Origin of the sequence: Streptomyces sp. NPDC048521, from assembly GCF_043199855.1 — a bacterium.
Lineage (GTDB): Bacteria > Actinomycetota > Actinomycetes > Streptomycetales > Streptomycetaceae > Streptomyces.
In genome coordinates, this window is sequence record NZ_JBICWR010000003.1 from 284831 (window position 1) to 307296 (window position 22466).

Annotated in this window: 16 protein-coding genes; 8 read left to right on the forward strand and 8 right to left on the reverse strand. The window is 71.6% G+C overall.

Translation table 11 applies throughout. The annotated features are described in order from the left end of the window. Nucleotides 1-23: 23 nt before the first annotated feature. The 5 genes from ACGFRF_RS08835 to ACGFRF_RS08855 are packed head-to-tail and all read right to left on the reverse strand — an operon-like array spanning nt 24 to nt 5899. Nucleotides 24-1271 (reverse strand): styrene monooxygenase/indole monooxygenase family protein, encoded by a 1248-nt coding sequence (locus tag ACGFRF_RS08835; RefSeq protein WP_393737915.1) that lies wholly within the window; start codon nt 1269-1271, stop codon nt 24-26. A 27-nt stretch (nt 1272-1298) separates the two neighbouring features. Beyond that, nucleotides 1299-1958 carry an ATP/GTP-binding protein gene (locus tag ACGFRF_RS08840; RefSeq protein ID WP_393737916.1) on the reverse strand — a complete coding sequence of 220 codons (660 nt, stop codon included), beginning with the start codon at nt 1956-1958 and terminating at the stop codon, nt 1299-1301. Then, entirely contained in the window at nt 1939-2346 is a 408-nt protein-coding gene (locus tag ACGFRF_RS08845) for a DUF742 domain-containing protein (RefSeq protein WP_393737917.1), read from the reverse strand. Before ACGFRF_RS08845 ends, ACGFRF_RS08840 begins: the two co-directional genes overlap by 20 nt. After that, on the reverse strand, nt 2343-2855 hold the full coding sequence (locus ACGFRF_RS08850; protein ID WP_393737918.1) for a roadblock/LC7 domain-containing protein: 513 nt from the start codon (nt 2853-2855) through the stop codon (nt 2343-2345). The genes ACGFRF_RS08845 and ACGFRF_RS08850 overlap by 4 nt, the downstream gene beginning before the upstream one ends. After that, complete coding sequence (locus ACGFRF_RS08855) at nt 2852-5899, reverse strand: nitrate- and nitrite sensing domain-containing protein (protein WP_393737919.1); 3048 nt, start codon at nt 5897-5899, stop codon at nt 2852-2854. The genes ACGFRF_RS08850 and ACGFRF_RS08855 overlap by 4 nt, the downstream gene beginning before the upstream one ends. A gap of 383 nt (nt 5900-6282) precedes the next feature. On the opposite strand from ACGFRF_RS08855, the gene ACGFRF_RS08860 reads away from it, so the two are divergent. After that, a complete protein-coding gene (locus tag ACGFRF_RS08860; RefSeq protein WP_393737920.1) occupies nt 6283-7071 on the forward strand; it encodes a protein phosphatase 2C domain-containing protein in 789 nt (262 codons plus the stop codon). A gap of 26 nt (nt 7072-7097) precedes the next feature. Here the strand turns inward: ACGFRF_RS08860 and ACGFRF_RS08865 are convergent, their stop codons facing one another. Beyond that, nucleotides 7098-7589, reverse strand: a complete 492-nt coding sequence (locus ACGFRF_RS08865) for a MarR family winged helix-turn-helix transcriptional regulator (protein ID WP_393737921.1) — start codon at nt 7587-7589, stop codon at nt 7098-7100. A 239-nt stretch (nt 7590-7828) separates the two neighbouring features. Here ACGFRF_RS08865 and ACGFRF_RS08870 point away from each other — a divergent pair, with 239 nt between their 5' ends. Both ACGFRF_RS08870 and ACGFRF_RS08875 read left to right on the forward strand, forming a co-directional pair. Next, the gene (locus ACGFRF_RS08870; RefSeq protein ID WP_393737922.1) at nt 7829-8653 is read left to right on the forward strand and encodes a lysozyme; all 825 of its coding nucleotides are present in this window, start codon (nt 7829-7831) and stop codon (nt 8651-8653) included. A gap of 468 nt (nt 8654-9121) precedes the next feature. Continuing rightward, nucleotides 9122-11482 (forward strand): SpoIIE family protein phosphatase, encoded by a 2361-nt coding sequence (locus ACGFRF_RS08875; RefSeq protein ID WP_393737923.1) that lies wholly within the window; start codon nt 9122-9124, stop codon nt 11480-11482. A 73-nt stretch (nt 11483-11555) separates the two neighbouring features. Here ACGFRF_RS08875 and lon read toward each other — a convergent pair whose 3' ends face one another. Together lon and ACGFRF_RS08885 are read right to left on the reverse strand one after the other, a co-directional pair. Then, complete coding sequence (gene lon, locus ACGFRF_RS08880; RefSeq protein WP_393737924.1) at nt 11556-13976, reverse strand: endopeptidase La; 2421 nt, start codon at nt 13974-13976, stop codon at nt 11556-11558. Between the two features lie 157 nt (nt 13977-14133). Next, nucleotides 14134-15198 (reverse strand): rhomboid-like protein, encoded by a 1065-nt coding sequence (locus ACGFRF_RS08885; RefSeq protein ID WP_393737925.1) that lies wholly within the window; start codon nt 15196-15198, stop codon nt 14134-14136. 172 nt (nt 15199-15370) lie between these two features. Here ACGFRF_RS08885 and ACGFRF_RS08890 point away from each other — a divergent pair, with 172 nt between their 5' ends. The 5 genes from ACGFRF_RS08890 to ACGFRF_RS08910 all read left to right on the forward strand — a co-directional run bounded on the left by ACGFRF_RS08890 (nt 15371) and on the right by ACGFRF_RS08910 (nt 22453). Next, complete coding sequence (locus tag ACGFRF_RS08890; protein WP_393738304.1) at nt 15371-16048, forward strand: spermidine synthase; 678 nt, start codon at nt 15371-15373, stop codon at nt 16046-16048. 109 nt (nt 16049-16157) lie between these two features. Next, a complete protein-coding gene (locus tag ACGFRF_RS08895) occupies nt 16158-16898 on the forward strand; it encodes a response regulator transcription factor (protein ID WP_031163266.1) in 741 nt (246 codons plus the stop codon). Next, nucleotides 16895-18010, forward strand: coding sequence for an ATP-binding protein (locus tag ACGFRF_RS08900; protein ID WP_393737926.1), 1116 nt, complete (start codon nt 16895-16897; stop codon nt 18008-18010). The genes ACGFRF_RS08895 and ACGFRF_RS08900 overlap by 4 nt, the downstream gene beginning before the upstream one ends. A 303-nt stretch (nt 18011-18313) precedes the next feature. Beyond that, nucleotides 18314-22147, forward strand: a complete 3834-nt coding sequence (locus ACGFRF_RS08905) for a multifunctional oxoglutarate decarboxylase/oxoglutarate dehydrogenase thiamine pyrophosphate-binding subunit/dihydrolipoyllysine-residue succinyltransferase subunit (RefSeq protein ID WP_393737927.1) — start codon at nt 18314-18316, stop codon at nt 22145-22147. Between the two features lie 126 nt (nt 22148-22273). Further along, a complete protein-coding gene (locus ACGFRF_RS08910; protein WP_152776632.1) occupies nt 22274-22453 on the forward strand; it encodes a DUF6104 family protein in 180 nt (59 codons plus the stop codon). Nucleotides 22454-22466: the final 13 nt, after the last annotated feature.

A 22466-nucleotide genomic window follows, 5' to 3' on the forward strand; every position in this document is an offset into this window, starting at 1 on the left:
CGCGCCCGCGCCCCCGACGGCGATCAGGCCACGGAAGCCAAGTAGGCCGCCGTCTTCTCCGGGTCGTAGAAGAAGTTCTCGAAGTCCGACGGATCGTTGAACGCGTTGGCGAACCGATTCGCCACGGGCTGCAGCTGCCCGGCGGCGCCGATGAGGTTCAGCACGTGCTCCGGCGGGGGCGCCAGCATCGCGTTCGTCCACTTGGTGACGTGCTGGGCCGTGGCCCAGTACCGCTCGAAGGTCTGCCCCATCCACTCCTCGTCGAACGGCTTGTCCCCCCGCTCCAGGATGGACGCGAGGTAGGAGGCCGCGCACTTGGAGGCGGAGTTGGAGCCCTGCCCGGTGATCGGGTCGTTGGCGACGACCACGTCCGCCACGCCGAGGACCAGACCGCCGCCGGGCAGGCGGCCGACGGGGTTGCGGACGGTGGGGGCGTAGCGGCCGGCCAGCGTGCCACCGGCGTCGGTCAGTTCGACCTTCGTCGCCCGCGCGTACTCCCAGGGCGTGAACTTCTCCATGAGTTCCAGGGTCAGGGAGAGGTGCTCCGCGGGGTCCTTGACGCCGTTGAAGACGTCGAGCGGGCCGCCGGGTATGCCCTCCCAGAACAGGATGTCGGCGCGGCCGGACGTGGTCAGCGTCGGCATGACGAACAGCTCGCCGACCCCGGGGACCAGGTTGCAGCGGACCGCGTCGAACTCCGGGTGCTCCGGGCGCGGGCCGAGCCCGTGGACGTACGCCACCGCGAGGGCGCGCTGCGGCTCGGTGTACGGGGAGCGCTCCGGGTCGCGGGCGAACATCGACACCAGCTCGCCCTTGCCGGCCGCGACCAGGACGAGGTCGTAGGTGCGGGAGAAGTAGTCGAGGTCGCCGACCGCCGCGCCGTGGATGACCAGCTGGCCGCCGCGCTGCGCGAAGGTCTCCATCCAGCCGGCCATCTTCACCCGCTGGTCGACCGACTGCGCGTACCCGTCCAGCTTGCCCACCCAGTCGATCGCCCGCTGGGTGGGCCCCGGGTCGTGCGAGCCGGGGGCCGCGACCGAGACGCCGAGTCCTTCGATCTTCGGGGCCTGGGACTCCCAGAAGTTCAGCTGGAGATCGCGCTCGTGCTGCAGTGCCGTGTCGAACATGCACTGCGTCGACATGACCCGGCCGGAGCGGATCTCGTCCGCGGTCCGGTTCGACATGAGGGTGACCTCGTAGCCGTGCGACTGCAGGCCGAGGGCGAGCTGGAGTCCGGACTGGCCGGCTCCGACGACGAGTATCTTCCGCATGCGGGTGGTGCCTCCTACGGGTGAGGACTACTCGGGGGTTTCGTCCAGCGCGTGGGCCACCAGGGCCAGGAGGGTCTCGATGACCGAGATCCGCCGTCGCGCGTCCATGATCATGACAGGGATGTGCCCGGGTATCGTCAGCGCCTCCCGTACGTCCTCCGGTTCGAACCGCTCGCTGCCGTCGAAGTGGTTGACCGCGACGACGTACGGCAGTCCGCAGCTCTCGAAGTAGTCCAGCGCCGGGAAGCAGTCCTTCAGACGCCGGGTGTCGGCCATGACGACGGCGCCGATCGCGCCGCGCACCAGGTCGTCCCACATGAACCAGAACCGCTGCTGGCCCGGCGTGCCGAACAGGTAGAGCACCAGGTCGTCGTCGAGCGTGATGCGGCCGAAGTCCATGGCCACGGTGGTGGTGAGCTTGCCCGGCGTGGCGGACAGGTCGTCGGTGCCCTCGCTGGCCTCGGTCATCAGCGCCTCGGTCTGCAACGGCGTGATCTCCGAGACGGAGGTGACCAGCGTGGTCTTGCCGACGCCGAAGCCCCCGGCCACCACGATCTTCGTGGCGATGGGGGCCCGGGTGCGGTCCGTCTGCCAGGACTTCAGGTCCTCGTCGGGCTCGGCGTACCCGGCGGCGAGGGGGTTGCCTCCGGCGGCGGAGGCGGCGGCGTCAGAGACGGCGGAGTCCACTCAGCACCCTTTCCAGCAGAGCGCGGTCCGGGCGGCCGGTGCCGTGACCGGTTCCGGTGCCGTACACACGGATCTTTCCCTGGTCCGCGAGATCACTCAGGAGTACGCGGACCACGCCGAGCGGCATCTTCAGCAGCGCGGCGATCTCGGCCACCGTGCGCATACGGCGGCACAGTTCGACGATGGCCCGCATCTCCGGCATGACCCGGGTGGTGAGGGAACCATTCGTCAGTTCCTTGCGCTCCTCGGGGGCCTCCAGCGCGGCCACGAACGTCTCCACGAGGAGGACATGACCGAAGCGGGTACGGCCGCCGGTGAGCGAGTACGGGCGGACGCGCGCCGGTTTGCGCTCGCCGCCGCGGACGGGGAGCTTCGGTGTGCCGCTCATCGGGCGCTCCCCGCCGACTCGGACGACTGCGACTCCAGCGACTGCCGCAGTTCCGTACGGAGTTCGGGGGTGAGGACGTGACCGGCGCGGCCCACGAACAGGGCCATGTGGTACGCCACCACGCTCATGTCGCACTCGGCGGAACCGTGCACGCCGAGCAGCGAGCCGTCGCTGATCGACATCACGAACAGGCTGCCCTCCTCCATCGCGACCATCGTGTGCTTGACCCCGCCGAACTCCATCAGCTTCGCGGCGCCGACCGTGAGGCTGCCGATGCCGGAGACGATGGTGGCGAGGTCGGCGGAGGAGCCCCGGGGCCCGCTCTGCTTGACTCCGCGGGCCTGGCGGGCCTGCTCCGTGCGGCCCGGGTCGGACGAGAGCAGGAGCAGACCGTCGGAGGAGACCACGGCGACGGACTGGATGCCGGGTACTTCCTCGACCAGGTTGGTCAGCAGCCAGTGCAGGTTGCGGGCTTCACTGCTCAGTCCGTAGGTACTGGGCGCGGTCAACTGCTTGCCTCCTCGGCTGTGCCCCCCGTGGTTTCTTCGGCTTGTGCATAGGCGGTCGGCCGCTGGTGGCCGGCCGTCTGTTCGGCGATCTCCGTCTCTACGTCGCGGTAGCCGGCCTGCGCGCCTTGGCGGAAGCCGCCGAGCCTGCGGCGCAGGGCGTCGGCGTCGATGCTTGAGCTGCGCGGGCGGGGCGGGGCGGCGGGTGCGGTGATCTTGGGGGTGCGCTTGGGGAGGCCCTTGCTGGTGACCGGCTCCTCCTCGGTCGCCTCCGGCGCCTCGGCGGGCACGGCCCTGGCCTCGGCTTCGTCTTCGGCGCGGTCCTCGTCGCCCCCCGCGGCACCCGTGCGGCTTTCGTCGTCGCGCGCGGGCGACGTCTGGGGGGCGCCGGCCGCCGGGTCCGGGGACGGCGTCCGCGCTGCGTCGGTGGCGTGCCCGGTCGCGAGGTCCGGGAGCAGCAGCTCCATCGTGGTCTCGGCGTAGGTCTCGGCCGAGGCCTTCGGGCGGGTCTCCGTGTCCTCGCCGCCCTGCTCGGCCTGCTGGTGCACGTCGCTGTCCGGCGACCCGTCGGACGCGGACGCCGCCGTGTCCTCGGCCGCCCCGCCGAACGCGTCCCGCACGGCCTGATCGGCCCAGCCGGCGTCCGTGCCCCGCACGTCCTGCTCGGCCGAGTGGCCGGCGGCGTCCGGGGGCGTGGGCTCAGCGGAATCGTCCTGGGCGTCCTTCTCCGGCGGGGTGCCGGGGGCATCGCCCTCCGCCCGTTCGCCGGACGCAGCCCGGTGGTCGTCTTCCGCCGAACCGCCGGAGGCGTTCCGTACCGCCTGTTCCGCCAGGGCGACCAAGGGGTCACCCTCCTTGGTGCGGCCGTGGAGGACGTTGGAGTTGGCCTCGGCGTGGGCGCCGGGGAGGGAGAAGGTGCCTGTGCCGCCCGGGACCGTGCTCTGGGGCGGGAGAGTGGCCGACGGCGCCTCGGCGAGCAGCGGTGCGGGCAGGACCACGACCGCGGCGATGCCGCCCTGCTTCTGCTGGCGCAGCTGGACGCGGACGCCGTGCCGGTGGGCGAGGCGGGCGACGACGTAGAGGCCGAGCCCGAGGCCGTCCTCGCCCTCCTGGTCGTAGGGGGACTCGGGGTCGAAGTCGGTGAGGCGGGCGTTGAGGCGGTCCAGACGGTCCCCTGCCATGCCGATGCCCTCGTCCTGCACCGACAGCATGACCTCGCCGGACTCCAGCAGCCAGCCGGAGACCTCCACGGACAGGTCCGGCGGGGAGAACGAGGTGGCGTTCTCCATCAGTTCGGCCAGGAGGTGGGAGAGGTCGTCGGCGGCGAAGCCCGCGACATGGGCGTGCGGGGGCAGGGCGGCGATGCGGACGCGTTCGTAGCGTTCGATCTCGCTGACCGCCGCGCGGACCACGTCGACCAGCGGGACCGGGCCGTGGTGCTGCTGGACGTGCTCGGTGCCGGCGAGGACCAGGAGGTTCTCGCTGTGCCGGCGCATGACCGTGGCGAAGTGGTCGAGCTTGAAGAGGGTGGCGAGGCGGTCGGGGTCCTGCTCGCGCTCCTCCAGGCCCTCGATGACCGCGAGCTGGCGCTCGACCAGGCCGAGGGTGCGCAGGGCGAGGTTGACGAACGTGGAGCCGATGCTGGTGCGCAGGCGGTCCAGCTGGGCGGCGGAATCGGCGAGTTCGGCGCGGAGTTCCTCGCGGGCGTCGGCCATCTTCTGGCGCTGACCGACCAGGTGCTTGCGGTCCGTCTCCAGGGTCACCACCCGCTCGTGCAGCGCCGCGGCGTGCGCGTGCAGGGCGTTGACCGAGCGGACCACCTGGGCGAACTCGTCGTTGCGGCCGGTGAAGGTGATCGGTTCCTGGGCCGCCGGGTCCTCGGCCTCGGCGAGGCGGGCCGAGCCGCGGCGCAGGACCGACAGCGGGCGGGTGAGGGTGCGGGCCATGGCGGTGGCGATGCCGATCGCCACCAGCATCAGGGCGCCGAGGACGGCGATGCGGATCTCCAGGGCGGTGACGTCGTCGTCCCGGAGCTTCTCGAGATCCTTGGTGCGGTGGTCGTAGAGCGCGGACTCGGCGCCGCGCATCAGGTCGACGCGGGCGGACAGGGCCGCGTCCAGCTTCTTGGTGCTGGTGGTCAGCTCGCTGTCGGTCAGCGTCGGCTGGTCGGTGAGCGTGGCGAGGTACTTCTCGGCGGAGTTGACCTCGGGGCCGGTGACCGTGGAGTCGTAGGAGTTCACGGCCGCCTTGGGGGCGGTCCCGCGGAAGTCGCCGAGGGCCGCGTCGGCGCGCAGGCGGGCCTGCTGGGCAGCGGCCGTGAGGGCGTCGCGCTGCTTCTTGTCCGCCTCGGTCGTGGTGGCGGTCGTGGTGGGCAGGCCGGTGACGGGGCTGATCACCGTCTGGGTGCTCGACGGGACGTTCAGCGCGGCCAGCAGCAGACCGCGGGCGGCGGCGGACTGCTGGACGGCGGAGTCCAGCTCGGCGAGCGCGTAGGTGCCGGAGCCGGCCCTGGGGGGCATCTGCTCGGCCAGTTGCCCGGCGAGCCGGTGCAGCTCGGTGATCGTCGCCGAGTAGGCCTGGTGGGTCTGGAGGGCGGTGCTCTTGCCGGTGAGCGCGGACCGGCGGACGGCGGCGATCGCGTCGAGGTCGGTGCGCAGGCTCGCCGGGGTGTCGGTGTCCGCGCGCAGGTCCTCGACCTGCCGGTCCACGCGGGCGCTGCGGTCCTCGGCGGGCGCCTTGGACTTGGGGCGGCCGGCCGCGATGTAGGAGGTGACCTCGTCGCGCTCGTCGGCGAGCGCGTGGGCGAGGACGAGCGCGTCCTGGGTGCGGACGGCCAGCGTCACCAGGTCCTGGGATTCGCTGACGTCCTGGGACGCGGTGAGCAGGGCGGGCGCCCCGGCCCCCGCGACGGCGGCGGCGACCACGGCGACGGCGACGATCAGCCGGGTGCGCACATGGGTGGGGCGGCCGGTGCCCACGGGGGTCTGCGGGTCGGTCCCCGCGGGGGCCGTCTGCCTGCCTGTGCGCCGAGGCCGCTTCTTCTGCACCGGTGCTCGCAATCCTGAACTCGTATACCCAAGGGCCCGGGTGGCGCCCCGTCATTTCGGTGCCAAGCGGTGCGTACACCCGGTTCGTACGGTTCCCGACCCTCCCAGCGCTGGTGGGCAGTGGTCGCGCATCACCTGACCCGCCACCCGAAGGAGTGAACATCGGCAGGGAGTTGGCGAGCAAGTTCTCCCGGCGCGTGCGGGCCTCCTGCGCGGTGGGCCGGTTGGACGCGAGCGGCAGGCTTTGGCAATATTCGCCACCACGCTTTCCCGGAAAGGATCATTCCCTCCCAAATCAGGCCGCTGACCTGCGGGTCGTGCGTGTTCGACGGCACTTGCCAGCCTTTGGCGAAGCCTGTGAAGGCCTGGTGCAGACTGGCCGGATGCGAACTGATCTCGTCTCGGAACCCGGCAGCGCCGCCCGCCCCAACGAGGACTTCGCCGGTGTCGGACTCCCCGCATCGGGACAGGGAGGTTGCGCGATCGTCCTGGACGGAGTGACTCCGCCCAGCGGTGGAACGGGCTGTCTGCATTCCGTCCCCTGGTTCACCGCGCGGCTCGGCGGCGCACTGACCGAACTGACCCTTTCGGGCCGAGATCTGACGCTCCCGGAGGTCCTCGCGCGGGCGATCGGACGCACCGCCGAGGCCCATGCCGACACCTGTGAGCTTTCTCACCCGCGCACCCCGCAGGCAACCGTGGTCCTGACCCGCTGGTCCGCCGACACGGTCGAGTACCTGGTGCTGTCCGATTCGGCGTTGCTGCTGCGGGGCCCCGACGGCACGGTCACCCCGGTGCTGGACGACCGGCTCGACCGGCTCCCCCGTACCGCGCTCGCCACCGACGCCCGGGTGGACGCCACCCTGCGCAACAAGGAGGGCGGCTTCTTCACGGCCGCCGCCGACCCCTCGGTGGCCGCCCGCGCGGTCACCGGCACCCTGCCCCGGCGCGAGGTTTGCGCGCTGGCCGCGCTGACGGACGGCGCGGCCCGCTGGACGGAGAAGTTCCACGAGGGCGACTGGACGGCCCTGTTCGACGTGGTCGCGAAGGAGGGGGCCCGGTCGCTGGTCGAGCGGGTACGGGAGCTGGAGACGGCGGACCGGGAGGAGCGGGTGTTCCTGGGGCGGAGCAAGACGCACGACGACGCGACGGTGGTGTACGTGGAGCTGTGAGGCTCCTTCCGGGGGGTGCGGCCGGCCTATTTCTCCATGACGCCGTTCAGCTCGTGCAGCAGGCGCGCCAGTTCGGAGACCTCGTGGCGGTCCCAGTGGGCGAGCTGGCTGACGTAGCGGGCGCGGCGGGCCTCGCGGACCTTGCCGACCCGGCCGCGGCCCTCGTCGGTGAGGGTGACGAGCCAGGCGCGGCCGTCGGCGGGGTCGGGCTGGCGGGTGATCAGGCCCAGGTCCTCCAGGGCGCGCAGCTGGCGGGACATGGTGGCCTTGCCGACGCCGATGTAGGCGGCGAGTTCGGTGGCCCGCTGGCCGCCCAGCTCGTCCAGCCGGATGAGCAGTCCGTACGCGGAGGACTCCAGGTCGGGGTGGACCGCGCGGGCCATCTCGCCCTGGTTGGCCCGGGCGCGCCGGAGCAGCACGGTCAACTCGCGCTCCAGTGCCAGGAACTCCTGGTCCGCACCACTGGGCGCCACCTGTCCGGTGACGCGATGTGCGTCGCCGTTTCCGTCCTCGTGCACGTCAGCACCTCTGCTCGGTTTCGCGGTCCTGAAAGTTTCCGTCAATTGTCGTCATCGCCGCAGCTCCGTAAGTATTTCGCAGGCGTAGACCAACGGCGGTCTCCGGACCCCTTCCCACGCCCTCATCTACGTGCGTAGCTTCTTTGTCAGGCAATAAATGGCATGCCCACGCCAGTGGTGCGGCCCCCCGCCTCAACGGTCACTGCCACGGTCCCCCACCTCACTCCCGGAGGCACGTCATGCCCGTGCACAGACCCGGCCCCATCCGCCCACGCCCCCTCGCCGTCCTCGTCACGGCCCTGCTCGCGGCGCTCGCCCTCACGGTCCCCCTCACCTCCGCCCAGGCCGCGACCACGCCCAGCCGCGGCTCCGCCTACATGGGCATGGGCGTCGCCGCGCACGACGGCCAGAACGGCACGCCCAGCACGGGTGACGTCACCCAGACCGAGGGCGTGGACGTCTCCGGCCACCAGGGCAACGTCGCCTGGTCGACCCTGTGGAACAGCGGGGTGCGCTGGGCGTACACGAAGGCCACCGAAGGCACGTACTACACGAACCCGTACTTCGCGCAGCAGTACAACGGCTCCTACAACGTGGGCATGATCCGCGGCGCCTACCACTTCGCGACCCCGGACACCACCAGCGGCGCGACCCAGGCCAACTACTTCGTCGACCACGGCGGCGGCTGGTCCCGGGACGGCAAGACCCTGCCCGGCGTCCTCGACATCGAGTGGAACCCCTACGGCGCCGCCTGCTACGGCAAGACCGCCGGCCAGATGGTCAGCTGGATCGCCGACTTCCTCAACACCTACAAGGCGCGCACCGGCCGGTACGCCGTGATCTACACGGCCACCAGCTGGTGGACCCAGTGCACCGGCAACTACGGCGGCTTCGCCGCGAACAACCCGCTGTGGATCGCCCGGTACGCCACGGACCCGGGGACGCTGCCGGCCGGCTGGTCGTACTACACGATGTGGCAGTACACCTCCTCCGGCCCGACCGTCGGCGACCACGACAAGTTCAACGGAGCGCTGGACCGGGTGCAGGCCCTGGCCCTCGGTTAGTGCGACACCGTCCCGGCCGGGAGCCCGGGGTCGCCCCCCGGACCAGCACAGCAACGGAGCACCGAACCGAGCCCAGGCCCCGGCCCCCGGCCGCATCACCGTCCCGACCGGGGCCCCCAGGGTCGCCCCCCGGACCAGCACAGCAACGGAGCACCGGACCGGGTGCAAGCCCGGCCCTGCGTCGGTCGTCCGGTGCCGTGGCCCCTGTCGTGCGCGGCAGGGGCCACAGGGCTGCGGGGAGATGCCGTGACGGTCCCGGGTCTTCTCCGGTCGTGCCCCTCCGCAGCGCCCGCGATGCCCGTACCCGGCCGGCGTCATGCCGGGCCTGCCGAAGATCGGCGTACCGGCGCCGCTCCCGGTCGCCACGGGCGGCATCCGCTCTTCGTCCGTCCCTGCGTTGGTGCTCCGCGCCGGCCGGGATCATGCTGGTCAGGGAGAGCCTGCCGAGCAAGGGCGAGATGAGCGGCGATGGAGCGACAGTCGACGTACACGGCCACGGCCACCATCGATGAGCACGGCATCCTCACCAGCTGGAGCGAGGGCGCCCGGCGGCTGCTCGGCTACGACTCCTCGGCGGTCGTCGGACGGCCCGCCAGCGCGCTGCTCGCCGCCGAGAGCGCGGCGGCCCGGCGGGCGCCGGCCGGGCAGGAACGCTGGAACGGCACCGTCCCGCTCAGGCACCGGGACGGCCGGTCCCTGGAGCTGGGCGTGCTCGCGCACCGGCGGACCTCGGACACCGGGATCACCGAGTGGCTGGTGGTGAGCGCCGTGACGGCCCGTTCGCAGCCGCCCCGGGGCGAGCCCCTGGAGGAGTGGACCTTCCTGCAGTCGCCCTTCCCGCTGGCCATCTTCGACGCGGATCTGCGGCTGGTCCGCGCCAACCGCCGGATGGAGCACGCCCTCGCCCTGCCCGAGGCGGCGATGCGCGGGCTGTCTCTCGCCCACATCGTGCCCGGTGCGGCGAGCGAGGAGACCAACCACTCGATGCGGCTGGCGCTGGAGTCCGGACGGCCGCAGGAGGTGCGCCTGCGCCTCGGCCCGGGCCTGGGCCACGCCACCGTCCTCACCCCGCTGAAGGACGCCGACGGCAGCGTGCGGGCCGTCTGCCTGTCCACGCAGCAGCCCGCCCAGGACTCGGCCGCCCGGCAGCGCCCCTCGGGCGAGACCGCCTCCCGCGTCGGTACGGTGGCGGACCAGGCCCGCGCCGCGCAGGAACTCGGCGAGGTCACGGTCCCCCGGCTGGCCGACGTCATCGCGGTCGACCTGCTCGACTCGCTCCCCACCGACGCCGAGGAACCCGTCCCGCAGCCGGGCCCGGTCGTGCTGCGCCGCGCCGCCCTGCGGGCGTTCCCGGCCGGTGACGGGCCCGCGTACGGCACCGGCGTGGGCGAGGCGATCGTCTGCCCGGCGGACTCCCCTCCGGTGCACTGCCTGGCGGCGGGCCGCCCGCTCCTGTACGACACGACGGACCCGGCCGTCGTCGCGTGGGCGGCACTGGACCCGGGCGCCGCGTGGCTGCGGGCGTCCGGCGCCCATTCGCTGCTCGCGGTGCCGCTGCTCGCCCAGGGCGGCACCCTCGGCGTGGCCCTCTTCGGCCGCCACCGAGGCCGGGAGCCGTTCGGCCCGGAGGATCTGCGGCTCGCCGAGGAGTTCACGGCCAAGGCGGCCATCGGCATCCAGCAGGCCCGCGCCCACTCGCGGGCCCGCACCACCACCATGGCCCTGCAACGCAGCCTGCTGCCGCACAAGCTGCCCGACCAGGGGGCCCTGGAGATCGCCACCCGCTATCTGCCCGCCGCGACCCGGGCCGGGGTGGGCGGTGACTGGTTCGACGTCATCCCGCTGTCCGGGGCCCGGGTGGCGCTCGTCGTCGGCGACGTGGTGGGCCACGGCATGCGCGCCTCCGCCACCATGGGCCGGCTGCGCACGGCGGTGCGCACCCTCGCGGACGTCGATCTGCCGGCCGACGAACTCCTCACCCACCTCGACGATCTGGTCCTGCGGCTCGCCGCCGACGAGGGCAGCGCGGACCCGTCCGCCGAGACCGCCGGCGGCATCGGCACCACCTGCCTGTACGCGGTCTACGACCCGGTCTCGCGCCGCTGCACCCTGGCCCGGGCCGGCCATCCGCCGCCCGCCGTGGTCACCCCGGACGGCACCGTCCGCTTCCTCGACGTGCCCGCGGGACCGCCGCTCGGGCTCGGCGGCCTGCCCTTCGAGGTCTTCGAGACGAAACTTCCCGAGGGCAGCCTGCTCGCCCTCTACACCGACGGGCTGTTCGAGGCCCGCGACCACGACATCGACGAGGCGCTGGACAAGATGTTCCGCGCGCTGGGCCGCCCCGCGACGTCGCTGGACTCCGTCTGCGACCGGGTGCTCACCGAGCTGCTGACCCACCGCCCCGACGACGACATCGCCCTGCTGGTGGCCCGTACCCGGGCCCTGCACGAGGACCGGGTCGCCTCCTGGGAACTGGACAACGCACCCACCGTCGTCTCCCTCGCCCGCCACTACGCCGGCGACCAGCTGTCCGCGTGGGGGCTGGACGAGGCCGCGTTCACCACCGAGCTGATGGTCAGCGAGCTGGTCACCAACGCCATCCGCTACGGCCGCCCGCCCATCCAGCTCCGGCTGATCCACCACGACACCAAGCTGATCTGCGAGGTGTACGACTCCAGCGGCACCACCCCGCACATGCGGCGGGCCCGGATCTTCGACGAGGGCGGCCGGGGCCTGCTGCTGGTCGCCCAGCTCGCCGAGCGCTGGGGCACCCGGCACGACCGGGTCGGCAAGACGGTCTGGGCGGAGCAGTCGGTCGCGCCGGTCTGACAGGGGTCACGGCATGGCGAAGGCCCGGTCCTCCCTCACGGGGGCCGGGCCTCCACTCATCCCATGACGTCCGTCACGCCGCCACGGGAACCTCCGGCGCCGCGCCGTTCGCGGCCGGCGCGAGCGCCAGCTCCAGGACCTGGCGGACGTCGGTCACGGCGTGGACGTCGAGCTTGTCCAGCACCTCGGCCGGGACGTCGTCCAGGTCGGGCTCGTTGCGCTTGGGGATGATCACGGTGGTCACCCCGGCGCGGTGGGCGGCGAGCAGCTTCTGCTTCACGCCGCCGATGGGCAGCACCCGGCCGGTCAGCGAGACCTCGCCGGTCATGGCCACGTCCGTGCGGACCAGGCGGCCGGAGAGGAGGGACGCGAGGGCCGTCGTCATCGTGACGCCGGCGCTCGGACCGTCCTTCGGGACCGCGCCCGCCGGGAAGTGGATGTGCACGCCCCGGTCCTTCAGGTCGGCCACGGGCAGCTCCAGTTCGGCGCCGTGACTGCGCAGGAAGCTCAGCGCGATCTGCGCCGACTCCTTCATCACGTCACCCAGCTGACCGGTCAGGGTCAGGCCGGCCGCCCCGGTCTCCGGGTCGGCGAGGGACGCCTCGACGAAGAGCACGTCGCCACCGGCGCCGGTGACCGCGAGACCGGTGGCCACACCGGGGACGGCCGTACGGCGCTCGGCCGGGTCCTGGGCGGACTCGGGCACGTGGTGCGGGCGCCCGATCAGGCCGCGCAGATCCTCGTCCCGGACGGTGAAAGGCAGCTTCCGCTCGCCCAGTTCGTGCTGGGCGGCGACCTTGCGCAGCAGTCGCGCGATGGACCGCTCCAGGGTCCGCACGCCCGCCTCGCGGGTGTACTCGCCGGCGAGCTTGCGCAGCGCACTCTCGTCGAGGGTGACCTCGTCCTTGTCCAGGCCGGCCCGCTCCAGCTGGCGCGGGAGCAGGTGGTCACGGGCGATGACGACCTTCTCGTCCTCGGTGTAGCCGTCCAGGCGGACGATCTCCATGCGGTCCGCGAGCGCCTCCGGGATGGCCTCCAGGACGTTGGCCGTGGCGAGGAAGACCACGTCCGACAGGTCGAGTTCGACCTCCAGGTAATGGTCCCGGAAGGTGTGGTTCTGGGCCGGGTCCAGGACCTCCAGCAGAGCCGCGGCCGGGTCGCCGCGGAAGTCCGAGCCCACCTTGTCGATCTCGTCCAGCAGGACCACCGGGTTCATGGACCCGGCCTCCTTGATGGCGCGCACGATCCGGCCGGGCAGCGCGCCGACGTACGTACGCCGGTGGCCGCGGACCTCGGCCTCGTCCCGGACGCCGCCGAGGGCGACCCGGACGAACTTGCGCCCCATCGCGTGCGCGACGGACTCACCGAGGCTGGTCTTGCCGACGCCGGGCGGGCCGACGAGGGCCAGCACGGCACCGCCGCGCCGCCCGCCGATGACGCCCAGGCCCCGCTCGCTGCGCCGCTTGCGCACCGCCAGGTACTCGGTGATGCGCTCCTTCACGTCCTCGAGCCCGGCGTGCTCGGCGTCGAGGACGGCCTTGGCGCCCTGGATGTCGTAGGCGTCCTCGGTCCGCTCGTTCCAGGGCATCTCCAGGACGGTGTCCAGCCAGGTGCGGATCCACGAGCCCTCGGGCGACTGGTCGGAGGCCCGCTCGAGCTTGTCGACCTCCTTCAGGGCGGCCTCGCGGACCTTCTCCGGCAGGTCGGCGGCCTCCACGCGGGCCCGGTAGTCGTCGGACTCCTCGCCCTCCTTCTCGCCGTTCAGCTCGCGCAGTTCCTTGCGGACGGCCTCGAGCTGACGGCGCAGCAGGAACTCGCGCTGCTGCTTGTCGACGCCCTCCTGGACGTCCTTGGCGATGGTCTCGGCCACGTCCTGCTCGGCGAGGTGGTCGCGCAGCTGCTGCGTGGCGAGCTTGAGGCGGGCCACCGGGTCGGCGGTCTCGAGCAGTTCGACCTTCTGCTCGGTGGTGAGGAACGGCGAGTAGCCGGAGTTGTCGGCGAGCGCGGAGACGTCGTCGATGGCCTGGACGCGGTCCACGACCTGCCAGGCGCCGCGCTTCTTCAGCCAGGTGGTGGCGAGCGCCTTGTACTCCTTGACGAGTTCAGCAGCCTGGCCCGGCAGCGGGTCGGGCACGCTCTCGTCGATCCGGGCGCCCTCGACCCAGAGCGCGGCACCGGGGCCGGTGGTGCCGGCGCCGATCCGCACCCGGCTCCGGCCGCGGATCAGAGCCCCCGGGTCACCGTCGGCCAGCCGGCCGACCTGCTCGACCGTGCCCAGCACACCGGTCTTGGCGTACGTCCCGTCGATGCGCGGCACCAGCAGCACCCTGGGCTTCCCAGGCTCCGACCGGGCGGCGGCCTGTGCGGCCTCCACCGCGGCCCGCACCTCGGAGTCGCTCAGGTCCAGCGGAACCACCATCCCGGGCAGCACGACCTCGTCGTCGAGCGGCAGCACGGGCAGTACGAGCGTGAACGCCGTGGACTCAGCAGCCATGATCTCCCCTTAGGCAGTCAACTTGAGCTATGCCGACTCAATGCTTGGCGCTCCGCTGATGTTCCCGAAGTCCTGTTCGCTGTGGGCGATCAGCGGACGACGTGACTGTTCCTGCAGGTCACTGGCGTTGTCGCGCCCCAGGGGTTGGTTCTCTGCCTCAGGAAGTACTGCGGCCCAGCGGCGCCGTGGCGGTCCGCTGCCGACGCCGGACCAGGGGCCAACCGGCGACACCGAGCGAAAGGGCGATGAGGTGGCCCCAGTTGGTCATCGGGTCCCGGAAGGCGATCAGGTCGTTCAGGAGCGCGCCGCCCGCGAGGAGGAGCAGGAGTCCGCGCGACCACGGTCGGAGCAGGCCGGCCAGGGCGCCGACGCTGGCGGCGACACCGAAACTGATGCCGTAGTCGAGGCGGTGCAGCGAGGTCTGAGGAAGGTGTCCGACCAGGACGGCCAGGCCGACGGGAACCTCGGTGGCGAGCGTGGCCACGACGTGTCCGGCGAGGAACACGCAGGCCGCGCGAGCCCCGCCGATCCGCCGCTCCAGCGCGCCGAGCACCAGCACGAAGGCCGGCGCGTACGGCGAGACGATCCCGCCCGCGATCCACACCGCGCTCGCCAGCAGCACCAGTACGGGCGTGCGCAGCAGGTGGGCCACGTCGGTACTGGAGTTCTCGTAGAGAGTGTGCACGAGTCCGGGGTCGGCCAGGTCCGCGACCGTGGAGGTGACGACCAGGACGGCCGCGTAACCGAAGGTGAACGGCGTGCCGACCGGAGTGGGCAGCAGACGCCACCAGCGCGGCGCGGGGACGGGCGGACACGCCTCGGCCGCTGCCGGGGCGGGCGGACACGCCTCGACCGGTGCCGGAGCCGCCGGACGCCCCTCGACCGGCGCCGGGACGACCGAACACGCCTCGACCGGTGCCGGAGCCGCCGGACGCCCCTCGACCGGCGCCGGGACGACCGAACACGGCTCAACCGGTGCCGGAGCCGCCGGACGCCCCTCGACCGGCGCCGGGACGACCGAACACGGCTCAACCGGTGCCGATGCGGCCGGACGCCCCTCGACCGGCGCCGATGCGGGTGGCGCCGTGCCGCGCTGGCGTGGCATGCCGTCCAGCAGCCCGCCCGCCCCGGGGACCGGGAGGCCGTCGGTGCCGGCGGGAAGGGGCGTGCCCCGCGGGGGCGGTGACGCGGCCGTCGCAGGGCCCGTCGCGATGCGGTCCACGGTGAGGCGCTCCTTCCGTCGCGCCCCACCCTTCGCGTTCACCGGGCCGCTGTCTATGACGGACGCCACGCGAGAGCGGATGCACAGCAACCTCTCAGGTGCCGCCCGCGCCCGCCGGCCCGTCATCCGTAATTCCCGTGAACGTCAAGCCACGTTCGAGCAGGATGGACGCATGACTGCCGCGTACGACTCACCCGTGGTCCTGGACCGGCGCGACGGCCCGTACGGCGAGGTGGTGCTGCGCAGACACGGTGCGCTGCTGCAGATCATCGCCAACGGCTGTTTCCTGATGGACACCTCCGACGGACGCTCGGAGCGACTGCTCGTCGACGCCGCGTGCGCCGCCCTGGACGGGCGCCCGGCGCCGGACGTGCTGATCGGGGGGCTGGGCGTGGGGTTCTCGCTCGCGCACGCGGCCGCCGACCCGCGCTGGGGGCGGATCGTCGTCGTGGAGCGGGAGCCCGCCGTCATCGACTGGCATCGCCACGGGCCCCTGTCAGAACTGTCCGCCGCCGCGCTCGCCGATCCCCGCACCGACATCGTGGAAGCCGATCTCGTGTCGTACGTCAATGAGACATCGGACACGTTCGACGCGCTGTGTCTCGACATCGACAACGGGCCGGGCTGGACCGTCACGGAGGACAACGACGGTCTCTACGAAACCGCTGGACTCGCCGTCTGCGCAAGGGTGTTGAGGCCGGGCGGGGTACTCGCGGTGTGGTCGGCGAAACCGTCTCCGGAATTTGAAGGAACCTTGTGGAATGCCGGGTTCCGGCAGGTGCGTACCGAAGAGGTGCCCGTTGCCCGGGGCGTTCCGGACGCCGTGCACCTCGGCGTCCGACCTGGATAGCGACAGCGCCGTGAGTCCCCGTAATGTGCTGCCCTGACGCGGATCATTCAAGCGTCAATCGCAGTCATGGGATCACCCCACGGATTCCGGAAAGCAACAGGGGCGGGCGATGGAGCAGACACACACCTCCCAGAGCGGCGCGGCGACGACCACCCCGGGCGCACAGCGCCGGGTGCTGGTCGTCGAGGACGACCCGACGATCGTCGACGCCATCGCGGCCCGGCTGCGCGCCGAGGGATTTCTCGTGCAAACGGCGTCCGACGGTCCGGCCGCTGTCGACACGGCCGAGGCCTGGCAGCCCGACCTGCTGATCCTGGACATCATGCTGCCCGGCTTCGACGGGCTCGAGGTCTGCCGGCGGGTGCAGGCGCAGCGGCCCGTGCCGGTGCTGATGCTCACCGCGCGGGACGACGAGACCGACATGCTGGTCGGGCTCGGGGTCGGCGCCGACGACTACATGACCAAGCCGTTCTCGATGCGGGAGCTGGCGGCACGCGTGCACGTGCTGCTGCGGCGCGTGGAGCGGGCCGCGCTCGCCGCCGCGACGCCGCGCAGCGGGATCCTGCGGCTCGGTGAGCTGGAGATCGACCACGCGCAGCGCCGGGTGCGGGTGAAGTCGGAGGACGTCCATCTGACGCCCACCGAGTTCGACCTGCTGGTGTGCCTGGCGAACACCCCGCGCGCGGTGCTCTCCCGCGAGCAGCTGCTGGCCGAGGTGTGGGACTGGGCGGACGCCTCCGGCACCCGCACGGTCGACAGCCACATCAAGGCGCTGCGGCGGAAGATCGGCGCCGAGCGGATCCGCACGGTGCACGGCGTGGGCTACGCCCTGGAGACGCCGACCCCATGAGCGCTGCCGGGCGCCAGGCCGCACGGAGGAGCCCCGGGGGGGAACCCTGGGGCGGCGTACGCCCGTTCTCGATCAAGACCAAGCTGGGCGCGCTGGTCGTCATCTCGGTGCTGATCACCACCGGTCTGTCGATGATCGCGGTGCACACCAAGACGGAGCTGCGCTTCATCACGGTCTTCTCGATGATCGCCACGCTGCTGATCACGCAGTTCGTGGCGCACTCGCTCACCATGCCGCTGGACGAGATGAACACGGTCGCCCGGTCGATCTCCCAGGGCGACTACACGCGCCGGGTGAAGGAGAACCGCCGGGACGAACTCGGCCATCTGGCCGGGACGATCAACGTCATGGCCGATGAGCTGGAGGCCCAGGACCGGCAGCGCAAGGAATTGGTGGCGAACGTCTCGCACGAGCTGCGCACCCCGATCGCCGGGCTGCGCGCGGTGCTGGAGAACATCGTCGACGGGGTCACCGAGGCCGACCCGGAGACCATGCGCACGGCCCTGAAGCAGACCGAGCGGCTCGGCCGGCTGGTGGAGACACTGCTGGACCTGTCCCGACTCGACAACGGCGTCGTACCGCTGAAGATGCGGCGGTTCGAGGTGTGGCCGTACCTGTCGGGCGTGCTGAAGGAGGCCAACATGGTCGCCTCCGCGCGCGCGGGCATCGCCTCCGGCTCCGGCAGCCACACGCGTACGGACGTCCATCTGCACCTCGACGTCTCGCCGCCGGAGCTGACCGCGCACGCGGACCCCGAGCGCATCCACCAGGTCGTCGCCAACCTGATCGACAACGCGGTCAAGCACAGCCCGCCGCACGGCCGCGTGACGGTGAAGGCGCGGCGCGGTCCGCAGCCGGAGTCGCTGGAGCTGGAGGTCCTGGACGAGGGCCCCGGGATCCCCCGGTCGGAGTGGCACCGGGTGTTCGAGCGGTTCAACCGGGGCGCGGTGACCCGGCCGCACGGACCGGGCAGCGACGGCGGTACGGGACTCGGGCTCGCGATCGCCCGGTGGGCGGTGGATCTGCACGGCGGCCGGATCGGTGTGGCCGAATCGGAACGGGGCTGCCGGATCATCGTCACCCTCCCGGGACTGTCTTCCGTCCCGAGTTGACGTAGGGTTCCAACCGGAAGCACAAGATCCACGACGGCCGCTGCCGTTCCCGCGCAGCTGGACACGTGTGATCGGAGGCAGGCCCGCGCCACCCGTCGAACGAAGGCGCGCCGGGCCGGTGCCGGTGCACCCTCTCACCTGCGGAACTACGCTTGTTTCCCGCCATATCAAGCCCTGAAACAAGATTTTCGGTGTGACTTACGCGACGATGAACGGGCCCGACCTGACCTTCGCGGTCTTGGAGGCGTAGCCTTTATTCCCGCTGTCCATCACCTTGTGAAGCGGAAGAGGGCGGTTGCCGCCGTGTCGCCACAGTCCCCCAGTAACTCGAGCTCCCCCAGCCTTCGGCCGGGCGGTGCCCCCACGACCGACGACCGAGCCGGGAAGAACCCCGCTGCCGCGTTCGGTCCGAACGAGTGGCTCGTAGACGAGATCTATCAGCAGTACCTCCAGGACCCGAATTCTGTAGACCGCGCCTGGTGGGACTTCTTCGCCGATTACAAGCCGGGCGCTCCTGCCACCCCGGCTCCGGCGGGTACTGCGGCCGCGGGGGCCGCAGGGACCACCACCACGGCCCCACAGGCCCAGCCCGCGGCCCCGGCCCCCCAGGCCGCCGCCCCGGCGCCCGCGGCCCCGAAGCCCGCAGCGGCTCCGGCCCCCGCTCCCGCGGCGAAGGCCGCGGCCCCCGCCCCGGCCAAGCCGGCGCAGCCCGCACAGGCGCCCGCTCAGCCGAAGGCGAAGGCCGCTCCCGCCGCCGAGGCCCCCGAGGGCCCGGAGCTGATCACGCTGCGCGGCCCCGCCGCCGCCGTCGCGAAGAACATGAACGCCTCGCTGGAGCTGCCGACCGCCACCTCGGTCCGCGCGGTCCCGGTGAAGCTGCTGTTCGACAACCGCATCGTCATCAACAACCACCTCAAGCGCGCCCGCGGCGGGAAGATCTCCTTCACGCACGTCATCGGGTACGCGATGGTGCAGGCCATCAAGGCCATGCCGTCGATGAACTGGTCGTTCGGCGAGAAGGACGGCAAGCCGACCCTCGTCAAGCCGCCGCACGTCAACCTCGGCCTGGCCATCGACCTGGTGAAGCCCAACGGTGACCGCCAGCTCGTCGTGGCCGCCATCAAGAAGGCCGAGACGCTGAACTTCTTCGAGTTCTGGCAGGCCTACGAGGACATCGTCCGTCGCGCCCGCGACAACAAGCTGACGATGGACGACTTCACCGGTGTCACGGTCTCCCTGACCAACCCCGGCGGCCTCGGCACCGTCCACTCCGTGCCGCGTCTGATGCCCGGCCAGTCAGTGATCATGGGCGTCGGCTCCATGGACTACCCGGCGGAGTTCCAGGGCACCAGCCAGGACACCCTGAACAAGCTCGGCATCTCGAAGGTCATGACGCTCACGTCGACCTACGACCACCGGGTGATCCAGGGCGCCGCCTCCGGCGAGTTCCTGCGCCAGGTCGCGAACCTGCTGCTGGGCGAGAACGGCTTCTACGACGACATCTTCGAGGCGCTGCGGATCCCGTACGAGCCGGTCCGCTGGCTCAAGGACATCGACGCCAGCCACGACGACGACGTCACCAAGGCCGCCCGTGTCTTCGAGCTGATCCACTCCTACCGGGTCCGCGGTCATGTCATGGCCGACACCGACCCGCTGGAGTACAAGCAGCGCAAGCACCCCGACCTGGACATCACCGAGCACGGGCTCACGCTGTGGGACCTGGAGCGCGACTTCGCGGTCGGCGGCTTCGCCGGCAAGTCGATGATGAAGCTGCGCGACATCCTCGGTGTCCTGCGCGACTCGTACTGCCGCACCACCGGCATCGAGTTCATGCACATCCAGGACCCCAAGCAGCGCAAGTGGATCCAGGACCGCGTCGAGCGCCCGCACGCCAAGATGGAGCGTGAGGAGCAGCTGCGGATCCTGCGCCGGCTGAACGCCGCGGAGGCCTTCGAGACGTTCCTGCAGACGAAGTACGTCGGCCAGAAGCGCTTCTCGCTGGAGGGCGGCGAGTCCGTCATCCCGCTGCTCGACGCGGTGATCGACTCCGCCGCCGAGTCCCGCCTGGACGAGGTCGTCATCGGCATGGCCCACCGTGGCCGCCTCAACGTCCTCGCCAACATCGTCGGCAAGTCCTACGCGCAGATCTTCCGCGAGTTCGAGGGCAACCTCGACCCGAAGTCGATGCACGGCTCCGGTGACGTCAAGTACCACCTGGGCGCCGAGGGCACCTTCACCGGCCTGGACGGCGAGCAGATCAAGGTCTCGCTGGCCGCCAACCCGTCCCACCTGGAGACGGTCGACCCGGTCATCGAGGGCATCGCCCGCGCCAAGCAGGACATCATCAACAAGGGCGGGACGGACTTCACCGTGCTGCCCGTCGCGCTGCACGGCGACGCGGCCTTCGCGGGCCAGGGCGTGGTGGCCGAGACCCTGAACATGTCGCAGCTGCGCGGCTACCGCACCGGCGGCACGGTCCACATCGTCATCAACAACCAGGTCGGCTTCACCGCGGCCCCCGAGTCCTCGCGCTCCTCCATGTACGCCACCGACGTGGCCCGCATGATCGAGGCCCCGATCTTCCACGTGAACGGCGACGACCCCGAGGCCGTCGTCCGCGTCGCGCGGCTGGCCTTCGAGTTCCGCCAGGCGTTCAACAAGGACGTGGTGATCGACCTCATCTGCTACCGCCGCCGCGGTCACAACGAGTCGGACAACCCGGCCTTCACCCAGCCGCTGATGTACGACCTGATCGACAAGAAGCGCTCGGTGCGCAAGCTGTACACCGAGTCCCTGATCGGTCGCGGCGACATCACCCTGGAAGAGGCCGAGCAGGCCCTCCAGGACTACCAGGGTCAGCTGGAGAAGGTCTTCACGGAGGTCCGCGAGGCCGTCACGACCCAGCAGGCCCCCGGCCCCGTGTCGGACCCGCAGGCGGAGTTCCCGGTCGCCGTGAACACCGCGATCTCCTCGGAGGTCGTCAAGCGCATCGCCGAGTCCCAGGTCAACATCCCGGACTCCTTCCACGTGCACCCGCGCCTGCTGCCCCAGTTGCAGCGCCGTGCGGCGATGGTCGAGGACGGCACGATCGACTGGGGCATGGGCGAGACCCTCGCGGTCGGCTCCCTGCTGCTGGAGGGCACCCCGGTCCGGCTGTCCGGCCAGGACTCCCAGCGCGGCACCTTCGGCCAGCGCCACGCGGTCCTCATCGACCGCGCGACGGGCGAGGAGTACACCCCGCTCCAGTACCTCGCCGAAGACCAGGCGCGCTACAACGTCTACAACTCCCTGCTGTCCGAGTACGCGGTCATGGGCTTCGAGTACGGCTACTCGCTGGCCCGCCCCGACGCGCTCGTGATGTGGGAGGCGCAGTTCGGTGACTTCGTCAACGGCGCCCAGACGGTGGTCGACGAGTACATCTCGGCGGCGGAGCAGAAGTGGGGCCAGACGTCCGGCGTCACCCTGCTCCTGCCGCACGGCTACGAGGGCCAGGGCCCGGACCACTCCTCGGCCCGGGTCGAGCGGTTCCTCCAGCTCTGCGCCCAGAACAACATGACGGTCGCCATGCCGACCCTGCCGTCGAACTACTTCCACCTCCTGCGGTGGCAGGTGCACAACCCGCACCACAAGCCGCTGGTGGTCTTCACCCCGAAGTCGATGCTCCGCCTGAAGGCCGCCGCGTCGAAGACGGAGGAGTTCACGTCGGGTCAGTTCCGTCCCGTCATCGGGGACACGACGGCGGACCCGGCCGCGGTCCGCAAGGTCGTGTTCGTGGCCGGCAAGCTGTACTACGACCTTGAGGCCGAGCGGCAGAAGCGGGGCGTGACGGACACCGCGATCATCCGCATCGAGCGGCTGTACCCGCTGCCGGGTGCCGAGATCCAGGCGGAGGTCAACAAGTACCCGAACGCCGAGAAGTACCTGTGGGCGCAGGAGGAGCCGGCCAACCAGGGTGCCTGGCCGTTCATCGCGCTCAACCTGATCGACCACCTGGACCTGGCGGTCGGCGCGGACGTCCCGCACGGCGAGCGCCTGCGGCGCATCTCGCGTCCGCACTCCTCGTCCCCGGCGGTCGGCTCCGCGAAGCGGCACCAGGTGGAGCAGGAGCAGCTGGTCCGTGAGGTGTTCGAGGCGTAGGGCCTCCGGCACGCACGCAGCAAGGGCCCGGCCCCGAGTCCCCACGGACTCGGGGCCGGGCCCTTGCTGCGCATACGCTGGAGCCGTAGAACCCTTGGCCCATGGCCGACCCACAGGAGAGCATCTGTGTACTTCACCGACCGAGGCATTGAAGAACTGGAGAAGCGGCGCGGTGAGGAGGAGATCACCTTCGAGTGGCTCGCCGAGCAACTGCGGACGTTCGTCGACCTGAACCCGGACTTCGAGGTACCGGTGGAGCGTCTGGCGACCTGGCTCGCCCGGTTGGACGACGAGGACGAGGAGTAGGTCCGTCCGCGAT

What these genes read in the sequence shown, in the direction of transcription:
- ACGFRF_RS08835 (WP_393737915.1), bottom strand. Translation starts at nt 1,271, where the DNA reads ATGCGGAAGATACTCGTCGTCGGAGCCGGCCAGTCCGGACTCCAGCTC.
- ACGFRF_RS08845 (WP_393737917.1), bottom strand. Translation starts at nt 2,346, where the DNA reads ATGAGCGGCACACCGAAGCTCCCCGTCCGCGGCGGCGAGCGCAAACCG.
- ACGFRF_RS08860 (WP_393737920.1), top strand. Translation starts at nt 6,283, where the DNA reads ATGCGAACTGATCTCGTCTCGGAACCCGGCAGCGCCGCCCGCCCCAAC.
- ACGFRF_RS08870 (WP_393737922.1), top strand. Translation starts at nt 7,829, where the DNA reads ATGCCCGTGCACAGACCCGGCCCCATCCGCCCACGCCCCCTCGCCGTC.
- ACGFRF_RS08875 (WP_393737923.1), top strand. Translation starts at nt 9,122, where the DNA reads ATGGAGCGACAGTCGACGTACACGGCCACGGCCACCATCGATGAGCAC.
- lon (WP_393737924.1), bottom strand. Translation starts at nt 13,976, where the DNA reads ATGGCTGCTGAGTCCACGGCGTTCACGCTCGTACTGCCCGTGCTGCCG.
- ACGFRF_RS08890 (WP_393738304.1), top strand. Translation starts at nt 15,371, where the DNA reads ATGACTGCCGCGTACGACTCACCCGTGGTCCTGGACCGGCGCGACGGC.
- ACGFRF_RS08895 (WP_031163266.1), top strand. Translation starts at nt 16,158, where the DNA reads ATGGAGCAGACACACACCTCCCAGAGCGGCGCGGCGACGACCACCCCG.
- ACGFRF_RS08900 (WP_393737926.1), top strand. Translation starts at nt 16,895, where the DNA reads ATGAGCGCTGCCGGGCGCCAGGCCGCACGGAGGAGCCCCGGGGGGGAA.